At 61.3% G+C, this 22,100-nt stretch carries 20 protein-coding genes and 1 pseudogene; 11 read left to right on the top strand and 10 right to left on the bottom strand.

Annotated features, from left to right (window positions below; all coding sequences use genetic code 11):
• Window positions 1-407: 407 nt before the first annotated feature.
• Both ACMLHZ_RS10660 and metA read left to right on the top strand, forming a co-directional pair.
• Window positions 408-1,688 (top strand): O-acetylhomoserine aminocarboxypropyltransferase/cysteine synthase family protein, encoded by a 1,281-nt coding sequence (locus tag ACMLHZ_RS10660; protein WP_418667704.1) that lies wholly within the window; start codon window positions 408-410, stop codon window positions 1,686-1,688.
• A gap of 46 nt (window positions 1,689-1,734) precedes the next feature.
• Complete coding sequence (gene metA, locus ACMLHZ_RS10665; protein ID WP_418667705.1) at window positions 1,735-2,667, top strand: homoserine O-acetyltransferase MetA; 933 nt, start codon at window positions 1,735-1,737, stop codon at window positions 2,665-2,667.
• 106 nt (window positions 2,668-2,773) lie between these two features.
• On the opposite strand, the gene ACMLHZ_RS10670 is transcribed toward metA, so the two are convergent.
• On the bottom strand, window positions 2,774-3,922 hold the full coding sequence (locus ACMLHZ_RS10670; RefSeq protein WP_418667706.1) for an FKBP-type peptidyl-prolyl cis-trans isomerase: 1,149 nt from the start codon (window positions 3,920-3,922) through the stop codon (window positions 2,774-2,776).
• 250 nt (window positions 3,923-4,172) lie between these two features.
• On the opposite strand from ACMLHZ_RS10670, the gene ACMLHZ_RS10675 reads away from it, so the two are divergent.
• The 8 genes from ACMLHZ_RS10675 (at window position 4,173) to ACMLHZ_RS10710 (ending at window position 11,347) form a co-directional block, all read left to right on the top strand.
• On the top strand, window positions 4,173-5,348 hold the full coding sequence (locus ACMLHZ_RS10675; RefSeq protein WP_418667707.1) for an NAD(P)-dependent malic enzyme: 1,176 nt from the start codon (window positions 4,173-4,175) through the stop codon (window positions 5,346-5,348).
• Window positions 5,345-6,184 carry a fumarate hydratase gene (locus ACMLHZ_RS10680; RefSeq protein WP_418667708.1) on the top strand — a complete coding sequence of 280 codons (840 nt, stop codon included), beginning with the start codon at window positions 5,345-5,347 and terminating at the stop codon, window positions 6,182-6,184. Before ACMLHZ_RS10675 ends, ACMLHZ_RS10680 begins: the two co-directional genes overlap by 4 nt.
• Before the next feature lie 259 nt (window positions 6,185-6,443).
• Window positions 6,444-6,998: a FumA C-terminus/TtdB family hydratase beta subunit gene (locus ACMLHZ_RS10685; protein ID WP_418667709.1), complete on the top strand. Its 555-nt coding sequence runs from the start codon at window positions 6,444-6,446 to the stop codon at window positions 6,996-6,998.
• A 41-nt stretch (window positions 6,999-7,039) separates the two neighbouring features.
• Window positions 7,040-7,606: a hypothetical protein gene (locus tag ACMLHZ_RS10690; protein ID WP_418667710.1), complete on the top strand. Its 567-nt coding sequence runs from the start codon at window positions 7,040-7,042 to the stop codon at window positions 7,604-7,606.
• Window positions 7,607-7,660: 54 nt separating this feature from the next.
• Window positions 7,661-7,990 carry a nucleotide pyrophosphohydrolase gene (locus ACMLHZ_RS10695; RefSeq protein ID WP_418667711.1) on the top strand — a complete coding sequence of 110 codons (330 nt, stop codon included), beginning with the start codon at window positions 7,661-7,663 and terminating at the stop codon, window positions 7,988-7,990.
• Window positions 7,991-8,519: 529 nt separating this feature from the next.
• Window positions 8,520-9,542 carry an ABC transporter substrate-binding protein gene (locus tag ACMLHZ_RS10700; RefSeq protein ID WP_418667712.1) on the top strand — a complete coding sequence of 341 codons (1,023 nt, stop codon included), beginning with the start codon at window positions 8,520-8,522 and terminating at the stop codon, window positions 9,540-9,542.
• An 87-nt stretch (window positions 9,543-9,629) separates the two neighbouring features.
• Window positions 9,630-10,547 carry an ABC transporter permease gene (locus ACMLHZ_RS10705; protein ID WP_418667713.1) on the top strand — a complete coding sequence of 306 codons (918 nt, stop codon included), beginning with the start codon at window positions 9,630-9,632 and terminating at the stop codon, window positions 10,545-10,547.
• Window positions 10,541-11,347 (top strand): ABC transporter ATP-binding protein, encoded by an 807-nt coding sequence (locus ACMLHZ_RS10710; RefSeq protein ID WP_418667714.1) that lies wholly within the window; start codon window positions 10,541-10,543, stop codon window positions 11,345-11,347. Before ACMLHZ_RS10705 ends, ACMLHZ_RS10710 begins: the two co-directional genes overlap by 7 nt.
• Window positions 11,348-11,396: 49 nt before the next feature.
• On the opposite strand, the gene ACMLHZ_RS10715 is transcribed toward ACMLHZ_RS10710, so the two are convergent.
• The 7 genes from ACMLHZ_RS10715 to ACMLHZ_RS10745 all read right to left on the bottom strand — a co-directional run bounded on the left by ACMLHZ_RS10715 (window position 11,397) and on the right by ACMLHZ_RS10745 (window position 19,176).
• Window positions 11,397-13,118, bottom strand: a complete 1,722-nt coding sequence (locus tag ACMLHZ_RS10715; RefSeq protein ID WP_418667715.1) for a GGDEF domain-containing protein — start codon at window positions 13,116-13,118, stop codon at window positions 11,397-11,399.
• A gap of 63 nt (window positions 13,119-13,181) precedes the next feature.
• The gene (locus ACMLHZ_RS10720; protein ID WP_418667716.1) at window positions 13,182-14,264 is read right to left on the bottom strand and encodes an FAD:protein FMN transferase; all 1,083 of its coding nucleotides are present in this window, start codon (window positions 14,262-14,264) and stop codon (window positions 13,182-13,184) included.
• Between the two features lie 94 nt (window positions 14,265-14,358).
• A complete protein-coding gene (locus tag ACMLHZ_RS10725) occupies window positions 14,359-15,342 on the bottom strand; it encodes a hypothetical protein (protein WP_418667717.1) in 984 nt (327 codons plus the stop codon).
• A 172-nt stretch (window positions 15,343-15,514) separates the two neighbouring features.
• Window positions 15,515-15,922, bottom strand: a complete 408-nt coding sequence (locus ACMLHZ_RS10730; protein WP_418667718.1) for a DUF3783 domain-containing protein — start codon at window positions 15,920-15,922, stop codon at window positions 15,515-15,517.
• A gap of 146 nt (window positions 15,923-16,068) precedes the next feature.
• Window positions 16,069-16,728 carry a DUF6320 domain-containing protein gene (locus ACMLHZ_RS10735; protein WP_418667719.1) on the bottom strand — a complete coding sequence of 220 codons (660 nt, stop codon included), beginning with the start codon at window positions 16,726-16,728 and terminating at the stop codon, window positions 16,069-16,071.
• Window positions 16,715-17,992: a hypothetical protein gene (locus ACMLHZ_RS10740; protein WP_418667720.1), complete on the bottom strand. Its 1,278-nt coding sequence runs from the start codon at window positions 17,990-17,992 to the stop codon at window positions 16,715-16,717. The genes ACMLHZ_RS10735 and ACMLHZ_RS10740 overlap by 14 nt, the downstream gene beginning before the upstream one ends.
• The gene (locus ACMLHZ_RS10745; protein WP_418667721.1) at window positions 17,989-19,176 is read right to left on the bottom strand and encodes a GDSL-type esterase/lipase family protein; all 1,188 of its coding nucleotides are present in this window, start codon (window positions 19,174-19,176) and stop codon (window positions 17,989-17,991) included. Before ACMLHZ_RS10745 ends, ACMLHZ_RS10740 begins: the two co-directional genes overlap by 4 nt.
• A 374-nt stretch (window positions 19,177-19,550) precedes the next feature.
• Here ACMLHZ_RS10745 and ACMLHZ_RS10750 point away from each other — a divergent pair, with 374 nt between their 5' ends.
• The gene (locus ACMLHZ_RS10750; protein WP_418667722.1) at window positions 19,551-20,315 is read left to right on the top strand and encodes a toll/interleukin-1 receptor domain-containing protein; all 765 of its coding nucleotides are present in this window, start codon (window positions 19,551-19,553) and stop codon (window positions 20,313-20,315) included.
• Here ACMLHZ_RS10750 and ACMLHZ_RS10755 read toward each other — a convergent pair.
• The gene (locus tag ACMLHZ_RS10755) at window positions 20,279-21,655 is read right to left on the bottom strand and encodes an SIR2 family protein (RefSeq protein ID WP_418667723.1); all 1,377 of its coding nucleotides are present in this window, start codon (window positions 21,653-21,655) and stop codon (window positions 20,279-20,281) included. The two genes, ACMLHZ_RS10750 and ACMLHZ_RS10755, sit on opposite strands and share 37 nt — an antisense overlap.
• A 232-nt stretch (window positions 21,656-21,887) precedes the next feature.
• Window positions 21,888-22,100: pseudogene (locus tag ACMLHZ_RS10760) on the bottom strand (3-deoxy-7-phosphoheptulonate synthase); the annotation flags it as partial.

The raw sequence follows: 22,100 nt of genomic DNA on the forward strand, positions 1-22,100 counted from the left end.
CAACTCCCCTTTCCTTGGAACCAACTCAAAATAAAAATGTTTCTTAGTTTTAGCACTCTATTGTATCGACTGCTAATATTGTATGACGCTCTGAATGGAAAGTCAATCCCCTTTCACAATTTTTTTACAACTGGCGGGTCAAAAAGGCTGCGGAATTAGCATGCCCTCTTTTTGGCCCCAAGCAGCTGAAAAAGGGCAAAAAACCTGCACTTGCGCTGAAACGCCCTGCACTTGCGCAAAAGCCTTGACAAAGGGAGGGTTTTGTGATACCGCCCCTGAAGGGGAAATTAGCCGCGGAGCTTTAATATTTCTTGCAAGCGGCGCTTTTCTACAGTAAAATAGACTGTAACGAACAAAGACAAACGGCCCTTGCAGGGCCGCGCTCAAAAAAGAAAGCGGGGAAGAAGATGGATCTACATATCAACAGTGTTTGTGTACAAGGGGGGTATACGCCGGGCAACGGCGAGCCCCGGCAGATCCCCATTGTGCAGAGCACGACCTTTAAATACGCCACCAGCGAGGACATGGGCAGGCTGTTCGACCTGGAGGCCAGCGGCTATTTTTACAGCCGGCTGCAAAACCCCACCTGTGACTCCGTGGCGGCCAAGATCTGCGCGCTGGAGGGTGGCACCGCCGCCATGCTGACCAGCTCCGGCCAGGCGGCCAGCTTTTATTCGGTCTTCAACATCGCCTCCTGCGGCGACCATGTGGTGAGCAGCAGCACCATTTACGGCGGCACCTACAACCTGTTCGCCGTGACCATGAAGCGCATGGGCATTGAGTTCACCTTTGTTTCGCCCGACTGCACCGAGGAGGAGCTGGCCGCCGCGTTCCGCCCGAACACCAAGGCCGTGTTCGGCGAGACCATTGCAAACCCGGCCCTCACCGTGCTGGACATTGAAAAGTTTGCAAGGGCAGCCCACGCCCACGGCGTGCCCCTGATCATCGACAACACCTTCGCCACCCCGGTGAACTGCCGGCCCTTTGAGTGGGGGGCGGACATTGTGACCCACTCCACCACCAAGTACATGGACGGCCACGGCGCGGCGGTGGGCGGCTGCATTGTGGACTCGGGCAAATTCGACTGGACCCGGTACCCCGAAAAATTCCCGGGCCTGTGCACCCCGGACGACAGCTACCATGGCGTGACCTACACCGAGCGCTTTGGCCTGGCAGGCGCCTATATCACCAAGGCCACCGCCCAGCTGATGCGGGATTTCGGCAGCGTGCAGAGCCCGCAGGACGCATTTTTGCTGAACCTGGGGCTGGAAAGCCTGCATGTGCGCATGAAGCGCCACTGCGAGAACGGCCAGGCCGTGGCCGAATTTTTGCAGAGCCACCCCAAGGTGGCCTGGGTGAACTACTGCGGGCTGCCCGGCAACAAATACTACGGGCTGGCCCAAAAATACCTGCCCGGCGGCAGCTGCGGCGTGGTGAGCTTTGGCGTGAAGGGCGGCCGCGCCAATGCCGAAACCTTTATGAAGCACCTCAGGCTGGCCGCCATTGAGACCCATGTGGCGGACGCCCGCACCTGCTGTTTGCACCCCGCCAGTGCCACCCACCGGCAGATGAACGACGCCGAGCTGGAGGCCGCAGGCGTGGGGCCGGACCTGGTGCGCTTTTCCTGCGGGCTGGAGGACAGCCGGGATTTGATCGCGGATATCGCCCAGGCACTGGAACAGGTATAACCCCCCGGCCCCGCGCCGGTAAAACCCATGGAAGGGGAGGAACGCCATGCCCTTGATCCTGCCGAAGACCCTGCCCGCCTATGCCGAGCTGGGCAAGGAAAACGTGTTTGTGATGCACAAGCGCCGGGCCGAAACCCAGCAGATCCGGCCGCTGCGCATTCTGGCGCTCAACCTGATGCCCACCAAGATCGCCACCGAGACCCAGCTGGCGCGCCTTTTGGCCAACAGCCCGCTGCAGGTGCAGCTGACCCTTCTGCACACCGCCAGCCACGAGGCGACCCATGTGCCCGGCGGGCACATGGAGGCCTTTTACAAGACCTTTGACGAGGTGTGCGGCCAGCGGTTTGACGGCATGATCATCACCGGTGCGCCGGTGGAGCAGCTGCCCTTTGAGGCGGTGGATTACTGGCCCGAGCTGTGCCGCATCCTGGAATTTTCCAAGACCAATGTGTTTTCCACCCTGCACGTGTGCTGGGGGGCCCAGGCCGCGCTGTACCACCATTTCGGCATTGAAAAGGAGCTGCTGCCCCAAAAGATGTTCGGCGTGTTCCGGCACCGGGTGCTGCGGCCGGCAAATCCCCTGGTGCGGGGCTTCGACGAGGTGTTCTGGGCGCCCCATTCCCGCCACACCGGCGTGCGCCGGGACCAGGTGGACGCCTGCGGCGCGCTGCGGGTGCTGGCCGAGAGCGACGAGGCGGGGATCTACCTGATGAGCACCGAGAGCGGCCGCCAGATCTTTGTGACCGGCCACCCGGAATACGAAAAGCTCACCCTGGACGCCGAATACCGGCGGGACGCGGCAAAGGGGCTGCCCATTGGGCCGCCGAAAAATTATTACCCGCAGGACGACCCGGCCCGCGAGCCGCTCTACCGCTGGCGGGCCCACGCCTTTTTGCTGTACACCAACTGGCTGAACTATTACGTTTACCAGAACACCCCGTACGATCTGCGCCGCTTGCAGGGCCTGGAAGAGGGCTAGCGCACCGGCCACGCCGGCAGGGCCAGGCCAGAACAGTAAAAAGCGCGCCCGCGGAACGGTTTACAAAACCTTGTTCCGCGGGCGCGCTGCTGTTTTTTATGAGAGTTTAGTTTTGGGCCATGAGAAAGTCCTGGATGTTGCCCATGAGCATCTGCATTTTCAGGTAGCCCTTGCCGTAAAACTCGACCAGGGTGCCGCCCTGCTCGCCGAAGGTCTCGGTGACGTCGTCGTCGCTGACACCCATGCCCTCGGACTCGGCGATGGCCTGGAAGATCAGCAGCTGGCGGGCGGTCTCTTCGGCCTGACCGGCCATCTCGGTGCGGAAGGCATCCTCGCTTTCAAAGCCCATCAGGGGCAGGAAGGTGGCCAGGTCCATGCCGTTCTGGGCGGCGCTGCCGGTCACGCTGGCAATGTTCATTTCCACCATGGTGTCGATGATGCTCTGGGGTACCTCGGTGATCGCGGCGTTCTCGGTGAGGTAGCTGAGCAGCCAGTTGTATTTGTTGTTCTCCTGCACCTGCTGTTCCACGGCGGCGTCCAGCTCGGCCAGGGTGGACCAGCCGTAATCGGCCTTCAGGTTTTCGGCGATGAAGGCGTCGGTGAGCTCGGGGTATTCCATCTCGCCCTCGATGTAGTTGATGGTGGTGACGAACACGGCCTCCTTGTTTTGCAGCTCCAGAGTGTTGCCGTCCTTGTCGGTGGAGTCGTTGTAGCCCTCGGGGAAGGTGACCACCACGTTCATGGTCTCGCCGGGCTTGTGGCCGATGATCTGGGTCAGGAAATCGTCGATGTAATTGGCGGCGCCCGCGGTGACGGTGGTGCCGGCACCGCCGGTGGAACCGCCGGTGAATTCGACCCCGTCCACGCTGCCCACGTAGTCGATGTTTACCTGGTCGCCGTCTTCCACGGCGCGGTCGGTGATTTTGGTCTTTTCGCCGAAGGACTCCACCAGGCTGTCCTTCAATTTCTGGATGTCCTCGGCGGAGGGGGCGATCTCGTCGGCGGGGATCGCAACGCCCTTGTATTCGGGCAGAGTGATGTAATCGAGCGCTTTCACGCCCTCCCAAAAGCCGTCGTCGGTGATGCCCTTGCTGTAGTCCAGCGCGCTGCCGCCCGAAGAGGGCTCACTGGTGGAGCCGGAGGCAGGGGAAGAGGCGGCGCTGCCGGAAGAAGCGGCGCCGCCGCAGGCGGCAAGGCCGGCGGCCAGGGCCACAGTGGCCGCGAGGGCGCAGATACGGATCATGGTCTGTTTCAAAATATTTGTTCCTCCTAAAGAACGCGGCAAATACCGCCGCGCAAGATCAGCCCCCATTATACCACTCAAACAGGCCAAGAGGGATGGTTTGAAAGAAAAATTCACAAATCTGTCTTTAAATATATACAAAAGGTATATATTTTTGATTTTTATACTGGGAATGCGCTGGAAAATACCAGCGAATTTCAGTATAATCGAGGTATTACAGGCCACAGGCAAGGCCTTTTCGGGAAAGGGGAAAAGAATGGGAATGGATTATAACAAGGCGGCGCTGGAACTGCATGCCGCGCATAAGGGCAAGCTGGAGGTGAAAAGCAAGGTGCCGGTAAAATGCCGGGACGACCTTTCCACCGCGTATACGCCGGGCGTGGCGGAACCCTGCCGGCGCATCCATCAAAGCGAAAGCGCTGTGTACGATTACACCGCCAAGGGTAATTTGGTAGCAGTGGTGACCAACGGCACGGCGGTGCTGGGGCTGGGGGATATTGGGCCCAAGGCGGCCCTGCCGGTGATGGAGGGCAAGGCGATCCTGTTCAAAGAGTTCGGCGGGGTGGACGCTTTCCCCATCTGCCTGGACACCAAGGACCCGGCTGAGGTGATCCGGGCGGTGGAACTGATTGCCCCGGGCTTCGGCGGGATAAATTTGGAGGACATCCGCAGCCCGGAATGCTTTGAGATCGAGCGGGTGCTGGAGGAACGGCTGGACATCCCGGTGTTCCACGACGACCAGCACGGCACCGCCATCGTGGTGACGGCGGCGCTGCTGAATGCGCTGCGGCTGGTGGGAAAACAGCTGGACCAGGTGAGGATCGTGCTGAACGGCCCCGGGGCAGCGGGTACGGCTATCGTTCACATGCTGGCTGCCGCGGGCGCGGTGGATGTGACCGCAGTGGACGAGCACGGTATTTTGTACCCCGGCCGGCCGGCGGGCCTTGCGGGGCACAAGGCGGCCCTTGCCGCCGAGACCAACCCCCGGCGCCTCACCGGCGGCTTGGCCGAGGCGGTGCAGGGTGCGGATGTATTCATCGGCGTTTCGGTGCCGGGGGCATTGAAGCCGGAAATGGCGGCGGCCATGGCGGAGGACGCGGTGGTGTTCGCCATGGCCAACCCCACCCCGGAAATTCTGCCGGATGAGGCCAGGGCTGCGGGCGTGCGGGTGGTGGGCACCGGCCGCAGCGACTTTGCAAATCAGATCAACAATGTGCTGGCGTTTCCGGGCGTGTTCAAGGGCGCGCTGGCGGTGCGCGCCCGCAGCATCAACAGCGCCATGAAGGTGGCCGCGGCCCGGGCTATTGCGGGGCTGGTGAGCGCGGAGGAGCTGCGGGAGGATTACATCATTCCCGGCGCCTTTGACCTGCGCGTGGCAGATGCGGTGGCGGCCGCAGTGGCCGCTGCCGCGCGCGAGAGCGGGGTGGCCTGGCTGTGAGGGAGATCAAAGCCCAGGCGGTGACCGAGGCCGTGGCCGCCCTGTGCGTGCGGGCCAACAACCACTTGCCCCCGGATGTGCAGGCCGCGCTGGAAAAGGCGCAGAAAACCGAGCCCTGGCCCCTGGCCCGGGAGACTTTGGGCCTTTTGCGCCGCAACCTGGACCTTGCGCTGGAACAGGACCTGCCCATCTGCCAGGACACCGGCATGGCCTGTGTGTTTGTGGAGCTGGGCCAGGAGGTGCATATTGCGGGCGATTTTGAGGCCGCGGTGAACGAGGGGGTGCGCCGGGGCTACGGCGAGGGCTTTCTGCGCAAGAGCATTGTGGCCGACCCCCTGCGCCGCGCCAACACCGGCGACAACACCCCCGCGGCCCTGACGCTGCGCCTGGTGCCGGGCAGCGGCCTGCGCATTACGGTGGCCCCCAAGGGCTTTGGCAGCGAGAACATGAGCCGCCTTGCCATGCTGAAGCCCAGCGACGGCGCCGAGGGCGTGGAGCGCTTTGTGCTGGAAACGGCGCGCCTTGCCGGCCCGAACCCCTGCCCACCCATGGTGCTGGGCGTGGGCATTGGCGGCAGCTTTGACAAGGTGGCCTGCCTGGCAAAAAAAGCCCTGCTGCGCCCCCTGGCCGCGCCGAACCCGGACCCCTATTACGCGGAAATGGAAGCCCGCCTTTTGGCGGGCGTGAATGCCCTGGGCACCGGCCCACAGGGCTTCGGCGGGGCCACAACGGCCCTGGGCCTTGCCATTGAGACGGCCCCCACCCATGTGGCGGGCCTGCCGGTGGCGGTGAATGTTAGCTGCCATGCGACCCGCCGGGCCACGGCGGAACTGTAAAATGGGCGCCGGGCGGGCTTTTTGCTCGTCTTGCGTATACCCTGATACGCGGCGCTCGCAAGAAAGCCCGCCCGGCATCCCATTTTGGGCGCGGCGGACATTTTGCCCGCCCTGCGTATACCTGATACGCGACGCGGAAGGCGAAAACCCTGCACTTGCGCAAAAAGACCCTGCACTTGTGCAAAGCGATTGACAAACGCGAAAAAATATGATACGAGCGATCGCGCGCCTGCCCCGTGATCGCGGCAAGGAGAAAATCATGCAGCATATTCTTTCCACCCCCTGCGCCCGGCAGGACCTGGCGGCCCTGCGCGCGGGCGACACGGTGCTGCTTTCGGGCACGGTGTACACCGCCCGGGACGCGGCCCACAAACGCATGATGGAGCTGCTGGACGCGGGCGGCGAGCCGCCCTTTCCGCTTTTGGGCAGCGCGGTGTACTATGTGGGGCCCACGCCCGGGCGCCCGGGCCAGGTGGTGGGCTCGGCGGGCCCTACCACCAGCGGCCGCATGGACGCCTACAGCCCCCGGCTGATCCGGCTGGGGCAGCTGGTGATGATCGGCAAAGGGGCGCGGAGCGAGGCGGTGAAGCGGGCCGTGAAGGAGTGCGGCGCGGTGTATCTGGCGGCACTGGGCGGCGCGGGCGCACTGCTGGCCGCCAGCATCCGGCAGGCGGAGCTGGTGGCCTGGCCGGACCTGGGGTGTGAGGCGGTGCGCCGCCTGACCGTGCGGGACATGCCCCTGACCGTGGTGCTGGACCCGGTGGGGGGCGACCTGTACGAGAGCGGCCCGGCGGCCTACCTGCAAAGCCTTTGAGCCGTGCGGCCGAGGGCCGCAAAGAGAAAGGGGAGAGGAAAGTGGAAAAGAAACTGGCGGTGCTGTTCCCCGGAACGGGGTATACCTGCGGCGAGCCCCTGATGCAAAAGATCGCGGAGCACTTTTTGAAGGCCGGGTACGAGGTGGTGCGGCTGGATTTTTCGGCTGTGCCCTTTGCCGAGCTGGCGGGCCTGGAAGAGGCGGCCGGGCGGGTGAGGCCCCTTGTTTTGGAGCAGCTCGGGGGGATCGACCGCCACGCCTACCGGCAGACCGTGTTTGTTTCGAAAAGCCTGGGGACCGTGTGCGCGGGCCGGCTGGAAGAGGAGTGGGGAATGCCCGTCCACCAGCTGTATCTCACGCCGCTGCCCGAGACCCTGGACTGCATCCGCGAAACCTCGCGGGTGGCGGGAATGGTGATCGGCACCCAGGACCGGTTTATGACCGCAGAGGCGCTGCAGGCCTTTTGCGCCGGGCGGGGCATCCCCTGCCTGATCGTGCCGGGCACGGGGCACAGCCTGAAATACGCAGAGCCGGGCGCCGCCGAGGCGCTGGAACAAAAGATCCTGGCGCTGTGCGGCGGGCTGACGGCGGCAGAAGACCGGGAATAAAGGGCGAAGAAAGAGGCCCCGGCAAAAAGAAGGGGCGCAAGGAGGAAACAGGACTTGAACGATGAGACTGTAACCGTGAGCGAATTGAAAAAGCACATTCAGGATTTTTCGGATACACGGGGCTGGTATAAAGACCAGAACGCCAAGGATCTGGTGATGGCTCTCACGGTGGAAGCGGCCGAGCTTGCTGAGATATTTATGTGGACGCACTCGGACAAAGTGGATGAGATCCGGCAGGACCCGAAAGAATTTGAGCATTTGCGGGAAGAATTGGCCGATGTGTTTTGGTATTTGTGCCGGATCTGCGGGCATTTTGAGATCGACCTGGCCAAAGCTGTGGAGGACAAAACGGTAAAGAACGGGGAAAAATACCCGGCGCTGTAAAAACGCCGCGGCATGCAACCCGATTTTGTGCAAACCGCCTGGCTTTGACGCTTTAATTTGGTAAAAAGTTTTGCTTGACAAGCGGGGCGGCTTGTGGTTTAATAACGTTAAACCGATGAGGCGGAGATAAAACTGCACAGCGCGCCGATAGAGAGCCCGGAGGGTGGAAACGGGCGGAGAGCGGGGCAGACAAATGGGCCGCCAAGGGCAAGGTGAACGGGCTTTGGGCCCCAGTAGCTGCGCCGGGAACTCCCGTTACAGAGCGCGGGGCGTGTCAGCGCCCTCATGAGCGGCCCCCTTTTGAACAGAGGGGCAAGCAAGGTGGCACCGCAAGTTTTGAACGCTGATTCAGGACCTGCCCTTGTACGATACAAGGGACAGGTCTTTTTGTTTTATCAGGAGGAAGGGAGGCGCCGGAAATGCGGCCCACAGTTCACATCAGGCAGAACCAGTTTTCCACACGATGGCGCCGATGGCGTTGAGAACCTTGCCCGCCATCCACCCTTTGAACTGAAATGAGGTACCAGTTATGAAACTGAAAAAAATGCTTTGCACCGTGACCGCTGCCGCCCTTGCCCTGGCCGCCTGCGGCGGCCCGACCCCGGCCTCCGGGCCTGCGGCTTCGGGCGGCGCGGCCCCGGCCGAAGCCGACTTTACCATCGGCATTGTGCAATATACCCAGCACTCGAGCTTGGACGAGATCTGCGAGGCTTTGCAGAGGGAGCTGGAGCTCCTGGCCAATACCACCGGGGTAAAGCTGAATGTGATCGTGAAAAACGGCCAGGGCGACGCGCCCACCATCAACGACATCTGCAGCCTGTTCGTGGCCGACAAGGTGGACCTGATCGTTCCCATCGCCACGCCGGCGGCCACCAGCGCGGCGGCGGCCACCCAGGGCACCGATATCCCGCTGGTGTTCAGCGCGGTGACCGACCCGGTGGCGGCCCAGCTGGTGGAGAGCATGGACGCCCCCGGCGGCTTGATCACCGGGACCTCTGATTACATCGACACCGACCTGATTCTGAAGCTCGCCACCGCCCAAAACCCCGAACTGAAGAAGCTGGGCCTGATCTACAACCTGGGCGAGCCCAACAGCGTGGCCACCATCGACAAGCTAAAGCCCAACCTGGACGCAAGGGAGATCGGGTATGTGGAGAGCACCGTGACCACCCCCGGCGAGGTGCAGATGGCGGCCCAGAAGCTGATCAGTGAGGGGGCCGAGGCGATCTTTGTGCCCATCGACAACACGGTGGCCAGCGCCATGAGCGTTTTGGCCGACGAGGCCGTCAAGGCGGGCGTGCCGGTGTACACCGCCGCCGACAGCATGGTGCGGGACGGCGGCCTTGCCACCACGGGCGTGAACTACACCCGCCTGGGCGAGATGACCGCGCAGATGGTGTTCGACGTGCTGTACAACAAACAGGACCCGGCCGCCATGCCGGTGCAGGTGCTGAACGACGGGATCGTGACCGTGAACACCACCACCGCGAAGGCCCTGGGCATCGACCCGGACGTGTTCGACGGGGGCGAGGGCTACGTGGCCGTAGAGTAAGAGGATCGGGCAATGGGCGGGCCGCCGCAGAGACGGCCCGCCCGCGCGCCCGCTGTGGAGGGTTTTAAGAAAGGAAGATCGCTTTTTATGCTGATGCTGATGCAGGGCGCGGTGGAACAGGGCTTTATTTACGCGCTGGTGGCGCTGGCGCTCTATCTGTCGTACCGCATTTTGGATATCGCGGACCTTACCACCGACGGCTCGTTTGTGCTGGGGTGTGCCGTGTCGGCCACCTGTGCCACCCAGGGCCGCCCGATACTGGGCCTTTTCGCGGGGATGCTGGCGGGCATGGCGGCGGGGTTCGTGACCGCCTTTCTGCACACCCGCATGAAGGTGCAGGCTATTTTGGCGGGCATCATTACCATGACCGGGCTGTACACCATCAACCTGTGGGCCATGGGCGGCCGGGCGGACCTGCCGCTGCTGAAGGTGGACACGATCTTTACCTACACCCAGGCGGTGTTCGGCGCCGCGTACGGCAAGCTTGTGACCGTGGCGCTGATCACGCTTGCGGCGGCGGTGCTGCTGATCCTGTTTCTCAAGACGCAATTGGGGCTGTCGATCCGGGCCACCGGCGACAACCGGGATATGGTGGCCGCCAGCTCGATCGACCCGGCGTTCACCATCACGGTGGGGCTGTGCCTGGCGAACGGCTGCACGGCCCTGGCTGGCGCGGTGCTGGCCCAGTACCAGATGTCCAGCAGCGTGAGCCTGGGCACCGGGGTGGTGGTGATCGGGCTGGCGAGCCTGATCATCGGCGAGGTGGTGCTGCGCCGGGGGGGCGTTGTGCGCGGCGTGGCGGGCGCGATCCTGGGGGCGATCCTGTATCGCATCCTGATGGTGCTGGCGCTGAAAAACAGCGCCTCGCCCAGCAACATGAAGCTGGTGAGCGCCGTGATCGTGGCGCTGGCCATCAGCTACCCCGCGCTGGCCGGCTGGGTGTGGCTGAAACGGCGCAAGCGCGCGGCGGCGCGCGGCGGGAAAGGGGGCGCGGACAAATGCTGAAGCTGCAAAACGTGTGCAAGACCTTCGCGCCCGGCACCGTGAACGAGAAGCGGGCGCTGCAGCACATCGACCTGGAGCTGGAGGCGGGCGACTTTGCGGCGATCGTGGGTTCCAACGGGGCGGGGAAATCGACCCTGTTCGGAGCGATCGCCGGCGGCTTTTGGCCGGACGAGGGCAGCGTGACCCTGGACGGGCAGGACATCACCTTTTTGCCCGAGCACAGGCGCAGCCGGATGATCGGGCGGCTGTTCCAGGACCCGCTGCGGGGCACCGCGCCCCACATGACCATTGAGGAGAACCTGGCGCTGGCCTACCTGCGCACCGCAAAGCGCGGCGCCGGTTTTTCGCGGGTGAGCGCCAGGGACAGGGCGTATTTTAAAGAGCGGCTGGCCCGGCTGGGGCTGGGGCTGGAGGACCGGATGGACCAGCCGGTGGGCCTGCTCTCGGGCGGGCAGCGGCAGGCCCTGACCCTTTTGATGGCCACGCTGGTGCCGCCAAAGCTTTTGCTGCTGGACGAGCACACCGCCGCGCTGGACCCGGCCACGGCCGAAAAGGTGCTGGCGCTCACCACCGAGATCGTGGCCGAGCACGGCCTGACCTGCCTGATGATCACCCACAACATGCAGAGCGCCCTGAGCCTTGGCAACCGCACCCTGATGATGGATGCCGGGCGCATCGTGCTGGACGTAAAGGGCCCCGAGCGGGAAGGGATGACGGTGGAGGACCTGCTTGCCAAGTTCCGGGAGGGGGCGGGCAAGGCGCTCACCAACGACCGGATCCTGCTTTCCACCGTGGAATAAAGCAAAAACCGGCCGCCGGGCTTTTAAAGGCCCGGCGGCCGGTTTGCTTTTATTGCGGGGGTTCCTGCGCCCGGCGCGCCAGAGCGGCGGTGTGCCGGCGGTAACGCTGCTTATCGGCGTACATGGCCTGGTCGGCGAGCCGCAAGGCCTGCCGCAGATCCGCATCGCCTTGGGGCAGAGAGGGATATTCCGCCCAGCCCCGGGCCAGGGAGACGGCCAACACCTGCTGTGCATTGTAGGCCTGCAGCACGCCCGCAAGCTGTTCATCCAGCCGCCGCGGGTCGATCTGGCAGCCATGCAGCAGCGCGACGAACTCGTCGCCCCCCATGCGGAAGCATTTCCCCAGGGGCTCGAAGGTCTGGCGCACACAGCCGGCCGCCGCGCGCAGCAGCTCGTCACCCGCCGCATGCCCCAAGGTGTCGTTTACAAGCTTCAGGTTGTTCAGATCCATCACGAAGACAAGGCCCGGCCCGCGAAAGGGAGCGTCCAGCGCTTCTTCCAGCGCGGCGCGGCTGCCGAGACCGGTGAGCGGATCTATCAGCGCCAGCCGGTGCCAGATATGGGCCTGGCGGCTGGTGCGCACAAGGGAAAGCAGCTGCCGCAGCCCCAGGAGCGCCAAAAGACCCAGCCCCAGGTACAGCCCCACGCGGAACAGGCGGCTGTTGTCGGTATAGGGGCGCAGATAAAAGTCCACCAGCGCGGCGAGCCCCGCGACCGCCACGAGCCCATAAATGGCTGTGAGCCAGAGCAGGAAGGGGGAGCGCACCTGCCGGAGGCGGGCGACCAACACGTACAGCCCGGTGAGAACGCTGACGGCGAGTAAGGCGTGGGTGGCGGGCAGCATCTGCGGCAGATCCAACACGCCCGCCGCCTGAAAAAGGCCCTGGCCCACCAGATTTGCCAGCAGCGCCGCTTGAAGCAGGCGCACCAGGCGGGTATGGCTGCCGCACAGCGTGTGGATACAGCCCAGAAAAAAGACAGGCAGCAGCATGAAAGAAAAGAAGGAGAGCAGGCAGATGACCACGGGGTCATGAAAAAACAGCTGGCTGAGGGAGGAATCGGTGAACAGCCACACCGCGCTGAGCAGGCACAAGAGCCCGGCGTGGCACAAAAGGCCACCGTTGCGGCGCCCCCGGCCCCGCAGCCGATCCGTGAAAAAGACGGTGAACATGCAAAGGCTCAACAGCACCAGTGCAGCCGTGACCAAAAGCGTGCCCCGGCCGGCGCTGAGCTGGGCCATGAGCAGGGCGCCGTTGGAACCCAGCGCCATGGAAGATAGAGCGACGCGGCCGCCGTAGGGCGACACCAGGCGCACGGTGACCGACTGCCCCGCTTCCAGCGCGGGCAGCTCGACCATGCACAGGCGGTTTGCCAGCAGCCGGCCGAAGGGCGGCGCGCCGGTGAACCCGTACTCGAAAAGCCGCCGGCCGGCAGGATCCAGCACCTCCACGGATTGGTATTGGTTGTGGAGGGAGAGCACTGTTCCGGCAGGGACGGCGTGCGGCAGGGCGATGCGCAGCACGGCCTCGCCCTGCCGGGTTTGCAGCCGGGAAGGAAGGACCCGCGGTTCGGACCACTGCCCGTCTTCCCCCAGGAGCTGCCAGCCCTGGGGGAGGGGTTCTACCTGGCCGAAGTTGAGACCTGCCTGGGGCAGGGTGGAACGGGCGGGGCTGATGATCAAAAGACAGAGGATCAACAGCAGGGAGAAACCGGCCAGAACGCACAAAACGAGCGTGAGGCCCCGGGCCATGCGCGGCGTTTGTTTTTTCAAAGGCGAGGCCCCCTCTCTGTATATAATGTATGAACAAGCAGGTCGAAACTCTAACCCTGACGGTCATTTTTTTATATGCTGTTCAAAGCCCGAGGAATAGACGATGCTTTGGTCCGGGAGCATCCACATGGCCTCGACCCCGTCCAGGCTTTCCACCAGGGCCCGGCCCTCTTCGAGCTCCATGCAGAAAAGCCCGGTGGAGAGGCAGTCGGCAAGGCCCGAGTCCGGGCCCAGCACGGCCACGGCGGAGAAGTGATCGGCGGGCATGAGGGTGTCGGGATCGATCAGGTGATGATAGCGCTTGCCGTCCACCGTGTAATAGCGCTGATAATTGCCGCTGGTGACAAGCGACATATCCTGCAGTTCCACCGCGCAGAGATAAGGGTCCGCCTGCCCGAGCTGAAGGTCGGCCGCGGTCCAGGGGTTTTGGATGCCGCCGCTCCACAGGCTGCCGTCCGGCTTATGACCGATGCTGCGCAGGTTGCCCCCCACGCTGATGATGGCGCTTTTCAGCCCCCGGGCCTGGGCGGCCTGGGCGGCCATCTCCACCGCGTAGCCCTTGCCCACGCTGCCCACGTCGAGCTGAAGCCCGGGGTCGGCGAAGGCGACGGTGCCGGACGCCTGGTCGAGGATAAGATCGCTGATGGAGCAGTGCTCACCGGCGGCCTGCAGCTGGGCCATAGGCGGCAGCTGGGCCGCGGCGGGATCGCTCTCGGCCGCCTCGCGGTAGTTGTGCCACAGCCGCAGCACGGAGCCGAAGGCGATGTTCATCTTGCCCTGGGTGACCGTGTACATCTCCTGGGCTTCCGCCAGCATGGAAAGGATGCGCGCGTCCACGCTGACCGGCCCCGCACCGGCCTGCTCGTTTACGTCCCGCAGGTTTGTGACGCCGGAATAGCGGTTGTAAATATCGTAGAGCTGGTGGTACTGGCGCAGATCCTCATGGAGGGCGTTCATCTGGCGATCCCACTCCTGCTGGCTCTCCGCGTAGCCGATCACGGTGGTGGCGGTGTCGAATACATCAAACCAGGAGGCGGTGTACTTTTCCCAGCCTTTCATGGCGGGGTCCTGCCCGGAGGCGCACCCGGTGAAAAGGCCGAGGCACAGCCCCAGGCAGAGAAGGGCGGCGACGATGCGTTTTGCCATGTGCAAAACTCCTTTGTGAGAGAATCAGAAAAAAGGGCCGGGCACGAAGCCCAGCCCTTTTTTGATGCAGGTGTGATCCGCGTGCGGAATTTACTTACGCAGCAGCGCGGCTGATCGCGTCGGTAAACGCAGCAATGTCCATGGTGCAGGTAGCAGCCAGGTCGGCGGCGGGCTCGGTGGTGTGGCCACCAGCGGGCAGCGCGGCCAGTTCGGCAGCGGTCTTGCCCACAGCGTAAGCCTCGAAGGCGCCAGCCTGCTCGAACCACTCTTTGCCGATGGGGGAAGCGCCCTTCATGTTGTAGGCGTCCTTCTGCTCCATCTTGGGCACGATCTCGCCCTTGGCGGTCACTTTGCCCTCGGCGGTGACGTCGAACTTGGCCTGGGTGGCGTTCACGCGGGCGCTGGTGATCTTGCCGTCCTTGCCGTAGGTCACAGCGGCGTAGGTGGTGTCGGCCTGAACCAGGCCGTCGCCGTCAGCATCAGGAGCCTTGGAGGAGGAGCTCATCTCGGTGGAGAGGCCCAGGCCCAGGGTATCGGTGGCCTTGGCGCCCAGATCCTGCGCGTTGTTGCAGGCTTCCACGATGGCGGCCTTGAAGTCCACCACGTTCATGGTGCAGGTGGCGGCCAGGTCGGCCACGTCGGGGCCGCTGTGATCGCCGGCCACAGCAATGGCTTCCACCTCAGCGGCGGTCTTGCCGATCACGTAGGCGGCGAAGGCGTCAGCCTGCTCGTACCACTCTTTGCCGATGGGGGAGGCGCCCTTCATGTTGTAGCCTTCCTTCAGCTCCTGCTTGGACTGGAAGGTGAGGTTCATGTCGAAGGTGCCGTCGGCGGCCACGGGGATCTTGTTCTGGGCAACGTCCAGCTTGCAGGCAACGATCTTGCCGTTGGCGTCCACCAGGACGGCGGCGACGGTGCTGTCGACCTGGGCGAGGCCTGCCTCATCGGCGGTGGCGTCTTTGGGGGAAGTGCCGGAAACGATAGCCAGACCGGTCTTGACCGTGGCAGAGCCGCCGCCGCAAGCGACAAAGCTCAGAGCCAGAGCCAGGACCATGACCAATGCTAAAACTTTTTTCATTGTGTCGTACTCCTCTCAAACATTTCACGTATCCACGGCCCGCTCTCAAACGGCGGGCAGCATGATTATTATATAAAGATGATAGATGTTTGTCAATGTTCAAAAGGCTATAAAATATGACATTTTGGTTCCAAAGGCCCCAAAACGGCCAGCCGCCGCGGCCGGGCGGGTGTCAACTGCCTGGTTTTTCCAGCGCCTGCCGCTCGGCGGTCAGCTCGGCCAGCAATTCGCACAGCGGCCACTTTTGGTTGGTGGGGGTGACCACTGCCTTGAGCGGCAGGCGCACCCCGCCCCCGCGCAGGGCGGCGAGCAGCCGGTCGAGAGCAGGCTCGGCCAGGCCGTAAAGAATCAGCGCGGGGGGATAGGCGTCCGGATCCAGGTGCAAAAGCAGGGCGGCGTCGGGGGAACCGGGGATGCCGCACAGGCGGCCCACGCTCACCCCGGCCTCGGCGCTGCCCACCTGCCTAAGTTCGAGACCGGCCTCCTTGCAGGCGGCGGCCAGCGCGGGCCAGCCAGAGGTTTCGGGGGTGAAATTCCACACCAGGGCGACGGGGGCTGCGGGATGAATGCGGGCTTTCATGGCAGAACTCCTTTTCGTTGCAGGGAATGTGGCCGGGGCCTGGCTCGCCGCGCCGCCGGCCGGAGATACAAATGCGCCCGGCGGACCGCGGTGAGCACAGAAAACGGTTCCCCTTATACCTTATATAGTATGGACCGGCGCGCCGCTTACAAATGCAGCCGGCGCACAAATTCGTTCTTGATGCTGCGGTCACCGAACAAAAACAGCGCCACCAGGCTGGCCAGGGCCATAACGGCAGGGATCGAGGCGGCCCAGAACACGTGGGAGACATGGAAAAAATACAGCGCGATGGGCACAAAGCCCAGCAAGGCGAGCGCCACCTGATACAGCACATACTGCGCCCAGTTGGTGAGATTGCACAGGATGAGCACCAGGATGGCCGCAATGCCCACGCCACAGATGGCAGGCAGCACAAAATCCACCGACCAGCCGCGCCAGCCGGTCTCGAAATCCAGCAGCAGCACCAGCGCGGCGGCGGCCACCACCTGCACCAGCACCCTGCCTCCGCCGTTGCCGCCCCGCCGCAGGCTGTGGCTGCCCACGGCCCAGGCGTAGGCAAGCGCCGTGGCCACGATGGCCCACCACCAGAAGTTCGGCATGGTGGCAAGATTTACCACCGCGCACACAATCACAGCCATGATGGACAAAAAGAGCAGCAGCCGCTTGACAAAGTGGTAACCGCGGCCAAACCCTACGGCGGGATAGACGGCTTGGCCCCCACCCTCGCCCGAAAGAGGGGCGCCGCACAGCGGGCACAGCTTGCCAGGGCCGTTTACCTGCACGCCGCACTGTTCACATCGTTTCATCAGCATCACCATTGCTTTCCACTGTAACCGGCAGACCCTGGCCTGCCAAAAAACGCGCCACATGGCGTGCCAGCCGGTTTTCCTGCAAAACGCCCGTAAAGCTTAAAGCCAGTGTGCCGCCGTAGGTGCAGGCCGAGCATTTCACCGGCTCGCCCCGGCCGGGCGAGAGCAAAAAGCGGAAGCCGGAAAAACAACCTGAAAACGGTGCGTCCACCGGCACGGGCCCCAGATTTGAAAAGGTAAAGCTGGCGCCGTGATTCGAGCGCTCGTAGATGGCCCGCAGCGCGGCGTTCTTTACCGGCAGAGGGAGCACCCGGGCAAAGGGATTGAGCTGCCCACGGGAGGTATAGGCCAGTTTTTCCGCAAAGGCGGCCTCGGTGCACTTTTCGGCAAACTGGCGGGAGGTCTCGGCCAAAAGGGCGCTGAAATCGGCGGGGCCTGGGCCAAAGGGAACGCTCACCGTGAAGCCGGAGAAAAAGTTCAGCGAGGTTTCGCCCCCAAAAATGCGGCGCAGGTTGACCGGAACAAAGGCGTTCAGCGGCTTTTTGGAGCCCCCGGCGGACATGTATTCCTCGCGGGCGGCGGCCAGCAGCGCGGCGGTGAGATAAACGCCTACCGTGGCGTTTTGGGCGCGGCAAAGCTCTTTGAGGCCGGAGGCCGGCATGAGCAGGGTTACCACCCCTACATCCCCCGCGGTGCGCGTGGGCGCGTGCAGGTGATAGGCGGTGGGTTCCCTATACGTGCTCTTTTCGGCGGGGCGGGTGTATTTGAGGTAACAGTCCTGCAGGTTGCCCGCGCCCTCCAGGCCGTACAGGCGCCCGTCGTCCAGCTCGGGGCGGGCCAGCTGCCAGTAGCGGTAGCACAGGGCTTTTAAAAAGCGCAGGGCGCCGGTACCGTCGGTCAAAATATGAAAGGTTTCCAGGTGCACCCGGTTTTTGAAATACAGGATGCGGAACAGGTACCGCCCGGTTTCCAGCGGGTCCAGATAACGGCAGGGGCTCTGTGTTTCGGGCCGCACGGGGACCGGCGTGTCGTTGGTTTCCAGGTAATTCCAGAACAGCCCGTGGCGCAGCCGCACATTAAAGGCGGGGAAATAAGGCAGCACCTCGGCGGCGGCCCGCTGCAGAAGGGCAGGGTCCACCGGCTGGGTCAGAATGGCCGTGAGCCGGAACACATTGGGGGTTTTGCGATTGGCGGTCACCGGGAACAGATGGGCGGTATTGTCCAGCTTATGCCAGGAACGAAAGGAAAAAGGAGGGCTCAAGAACGGTCACCCCCCGGTGCAAACAGGCCAAGGTCGATGCCCTGGGCGATCTTTTGCCCCCCGAGCTTATTGGGGTGCAGCCCATCCGGCAGGGCGTATTCCTTTTTCATGCCGGGGCCGTCGGGCGCCGCGATGGGAGCGCCCAGGTCCAGCACTGCGTCGAACAGGCCGCAGCCCGCCAGCCATTGGTTGATGGCAAGGCGCAGGCCCTCGCGCTGTTCGGTGTAGATATGATTGATCTCGCGGGGAAGCAAAAGGCCCGCGAATACCTTTATCCCCCGGCGGCGCAGCGTATCCACCATGGGCTCAAGGGCGGCCTGATAATCCATCAGCGTGATGAGCTCGCCCTCGGGCGCGCCGTCCTTGCCGGGCAGGCCGATGTCGTTGGTGCCCAGCGCCAGAATGGCATGGGTGAGCCCCTCCACCGGCAAAAGGTCGTAGCGAAAGCGCTCGACCCCCGCGTGGCCGTACATGCCTTTAGTGGCGGCGGGCGCGCCGTGCAGCAGCCGGTTGCCGCCGATGCCCAGATTGCACACGCTTACCCGGCCGGGGTAAGCCTTGTAAAGCCGCTGGGTGAAGGGGGTGAGCCAGGCGCCCTGCTGCATGATGGAATCGCCGAAGGCGGCCACCACGCAGGGGGCGGCGGCCTCGCTTGGCTGCTCTACCAGAATCTCGGACAGGGTGGTGGTGGCGCTGGTAATATCCCAGGGGAGCACGGTGCGGGAAAGGCTGCTCAGGATGCGGGCTTTGGGGAGCTCCGGCTCGGCGCACCAGTCACCCTTGACCGAGCGGGTGGCGAAGATGCTGACAAAATTGCCCGAGACCACCCTGTCCGGCAGGGGATAGTACAGGCTGACGGCAATGGTCTGGCCGGGTTTTACCGCAAGGTCCACCCGGTCGGAGTATACGTCGCGGCGGGGCACCAGGGCAAAGCTGGAATCCCCGTGCACCGTGAGAGGGCGCAGGGTGCCGGGCAAAAGGTTGCCCAGCGGGTCCGCCAGGGCCACGGTGGCGTTGCCTACCCAGACCGGCCGGTCAGAGTAATAGTTGCTGAATTTCACGTACAGCCCGCAGCCCCCCAGGTTATTGGGGGCCAGCACCCGCAGGGTGCGCCCGGCATTGTTGAAGGGCTGGCCCGACAGATCGGTGTGAGCCACGGCAAACGTGCATACGCGGCGCGGCATGGTATGCGCCTCCTCTCGATGAATGGAATGGATAAACGATCGGAAATGCTGTGGCGATGCATTGCGCCCGGGTTGCCCGGGAAATAGGGCATGGGGGGCAAAATGGGTGCTTTGCAGTTATTATACCACGATTTTGGGTGGGAAAAAGGCATGGATTGTGAACAGAGCCGTAGGAAAAAGAGTTTTTGGGTTTGGGGAGCAGCGAAAAAGGTCAGGGAGGAGTTCGAAGGGCCCCAAAAAGTTAGAAGCAGAGGATAAAGAAAGCAGGGGCGCTCACGGAAGAACGCCCCTGCCGAGGGGTGGGAGATAGAAGTGAGGATAATATCTAATTATCCTCACTTCCGTAAATTAAAATAAGGAGAAACAAAAAGGCAGTGAAAAGTTGTTCACACCAATTATTTGTAGGTTTTGCCGCAGAAGATCGTTATACAATTGCCGAGCCGCTTGTGTACCATCTTAAAAATTATGGTATAAATACTTGGTATGATCGGCAAGCTCTGCTTTTAGGCGATAACCGACGAAAAAAGAATTTGGAGGAAGGTGCAGGATCTTCTGCATATGCCTGTATCGTAATTAGCAAAAACACTGCGTCATCGCCTTGCGCCATGGAAGAATTTTTTATCATCAGAGATAGGTTTTTGCGTGGCGATGTAACGGTTTTTCCTGTTTTGTACGAACTATCTCTGGAAGAGATACCCACGGAGCTGCAATGGGTGAAAAAAATCATTTTCAAGGAAGTGGACAGAGGCTCAGGAACCCGGGAAATATGCAACCACATTGCCTGCAAAATCAGTTCGGATTTATTGGAAAATTGCTCCTGTAAGCGAATTTCAGATGTTCTGGCAACACCCGTCTTTATATCGGCAGCCAATGCGATTTTGCGCAGTTATCAGAAAGTCGACTGCGCCAATCTGAACAGCAGAATTTCACTGCTTTATGCTGCTTATCTTACTATCATCCATTCAGCAGTCCTGCCACATAGCCCGGTAATGGAGCTGGTACATCGAATTTTTGAACGGCTGTTTTCTGAAACGCAGTTGAACCTTAGCGTGGATTACCGGGAACTTTGGTTGTTGGAAAATGTTATGTGCATCTTGGTAAGTCACTGCTTGGACAATAATACAGAATCCAGTATTTGAACAAGAAGCTTTGAGAGTTTGTCAAGTGGGTAGTCAGAAACAAGCAGATCTATTTTCCCTTCCAAATAAGGGTACTGCGTTAAATTCTGCTTGACTTGCCGCCATATGGTCTCGGATACCATGCCGGGATAAGCAATAGGGATAATGGTTTTGTGCTGATCGCGAGCAATTTCAAACTCCTCCATTACCCCGCTTTTTGGGGCCTTTTTATTCGCCCCATGTTCACCAAAAAGAAAAATTGCAGCACCACATTGACCAATTATACGTTGCCGTTCCAGCCTTTTCTTCTGAGTCGAGCCCTCTTCTCTTCCCACAAAAGGTCTGACGATCAAATGCCGCTCGATATCCTTCACGCCTTCTTTAGCCAAATATTCATTGGCATAACCAATGAGATGTGTTCCAAACCGTCTGCCGATCCCATTAACGATACGGTAATCAAATCCAAGCAGTGCCGAAGTAGCATATCGAGAAAAATTATGAGAGTATTCTTCCGTTTTCTTTGCATAAGAACTGAATGCTCCGGAGATAAACACGCGTTTATCCCTGACGCGTTCATTTAATTTCGCCAACACCGCGGGAATATCCTCAAACTTATCCACCAAAAGCACCCGGATGTGATAGCGCTGTTCTATATCGTCTACAAAATATCTGAAATAAGGGTCTTCTTTATCGTCTTTCATAATGGTGTAATGGTAATTTGATGTGCCGCCCAAATATCTTGAAATCTCGCTTAAGCAATCCAAAACAAGGTGATCTTTAAAACTGTAGCCAATAAACAAAAAGGTATTAGAGATAAGTTCCCGCTTAAAAAACATCAGCATGATACGGTGGCTGTCGGTATATGCTTCATAGTCGCTTTGTGTGGCGATAATGCCGTCCAAGTTGGTTACATCGCCATTCATTTTGAAAATATTGACACGTTTATTTAGGTCAACATTGGAAAAGTCCACATCCTTAAATACTTTATTAATCAAAGCCCCGCGTTTCTGATAATTAAGTTCAACTGCATTATCGAAGTTCGTAGTCCATATATTGCTGAAACCAATATCGGCGAGTTCGTCCAATAAAGGGCTTTTAAATTGGTTTCGGTTAATACGTTCGTTGATTTTTTGCCGAAGCATCGCCTGGCCGAAGTTGTTGGTATAATACTGTGCAAGCTTGTAATAATCTGTGTTTTCATCAACAGGAATATCAAGTTCTTTTCCAAATGGTTTAAACAAATCCATCCATCCTGGATAACCTGCATCACGGGAGCCGCCAGCACCAAGAAAAAGGGATGTACGACCATCCAGGATCTGCTGCGCAAACTGTGAAATAAATTGCTTTTGATCAATGGGCATTCTTTTGACCCCCTAAATCTGTTTAAAAAAGAAAAACCGTAGATAATTAGATATTATCGCTCAGTTTCTTTTACAATGATATCAAATTTTCTCAAAGCTTTCTATAAAAATAGTACACAAAATGTTGTAAAAAAGGACAGCGATTTTTCCAAAGAAGGCAAGAAAGGAGTGCACGAACCAGCAGCGTGGGCCCGGCAGTAATTTTACTGCCGGGCCCACGCTGCTGGTTCGTTTAATTTAAGGTTTTGCCAAAAAATACGGCCTCGGGGCCGATCTTGCCCATCAGAACGGCGAACTGGTCCGGGGTGAGGCTTTGGGCGCCGTCGCACTTGGCGTGGGCGGGGTCGTTGTGGACTTCGATCATCAGGCCGTCGGCGCCGGCGGCCACCGCCGCCTGGGCCAGGGGCTCCACCATCCAGGCGATGCCCGCAGCATGGCTGGGGTC

Origin of the sequence: Allofournierella sp. (genome assembly GCF_048388525.1) — a bacterium.
Classification (GTDB): domain Bacteria; phylum Bacillota; class Clostridia; order Oscillospirales; family Ruminococcaceae; genus BQOK01.

Coding starts and splice junctions, on each gene's coding strand:
- ACMLHZ_RS10660 (WP_418667704.1), top strand. CDS start 408: ATGGATCTACATATCAACAGTGTTTGTGTACAAGGGGGGTATACGCCG.
- metA (WP_418667705.1), top strand. CDS start 1,735: ATGCCCTTGATCCTGCCGAAGACCCTGCCCGCCTATGCCGAGCTGGGC.
- ACMLHZ_RS10675 (WP_418667707.1), top strand. CDS start 4,173: ATGGATTATAACAAGGCGGCGCTGGAACTGCATGCCGCGCATAAGGGC.
- ACMLHZ_RS10685 (WP_418667709.1), top strand. CDS start 6,444: ATGCAGCATATTCTTTCCACCCCCTGCGCCCGGCAGGACCTGGCGGCC.
- ACMLHZ_RS10700 (WP_418667712.1), top strand. CDS start 8,520: ATGAAACTGAAAAAAATGCTTTGCACCGTGACCGCTGCCGCCCTTGCC.
- ACMLHZ_RS10705 (WP_418667713.1), top strand. CDS start 9,630: ATGCTGATGCTGATGCAGGGCGCGGTGGAACAGGGCTTTATTTACGCG.
- ACMLHZ_RS10710 (WP_418667714.1), top strand. CDS start 10,541: ATGCTGAAGCTGCAAAACGTGTGCAAGACCTTCGCGCCCGGCACCGTG.
- ACMLHZ_RS10720 (WP_418667716.1), bottom strand. CDS start 14,264: ATGGCAAAACGCATCGTCGCCGCCCTTCTCTGCCTGGGGCTGTGCCTC.
- ACMLHZ_RS10725 (WP_418667717.1), bottom strand. CDS start 15,342: ATGAAAAAAGTTTTAGCATTGGTCATGGTCCTGGCTCTGGCTCTGAGC.
- ACMLHZ_RS10730 (WP_418667718.1), bottom strand. CDS start 15,922: ATGAAAGCCCGCATTCATCCCGCAGCCCCCGTCGCCCTGGTGTGGAAT.
- ACMLHZ_RS10735 (WP_418667719.1), bottom strand. CDS start 16,728: ATGAAACGATGTGAACAGTGCGGCGTGCAGGTAAACGGCCCTGGCAAG.
- ACMLHZ_RS10745 (WP_418667721.1), bottom strand. CDS start 19,176: ATGCCGCGCCGCGTATGCACGTTTGCCGTGGCTCACACCGATCTGTCG.
- ACMLHZ_RS10755 (WP_418667723.1), bottom strand. CDS start 21,655: ATGCCCATTGATCAAAAGCAATTTATTTCACAGTTTGCGCAGCAGATC.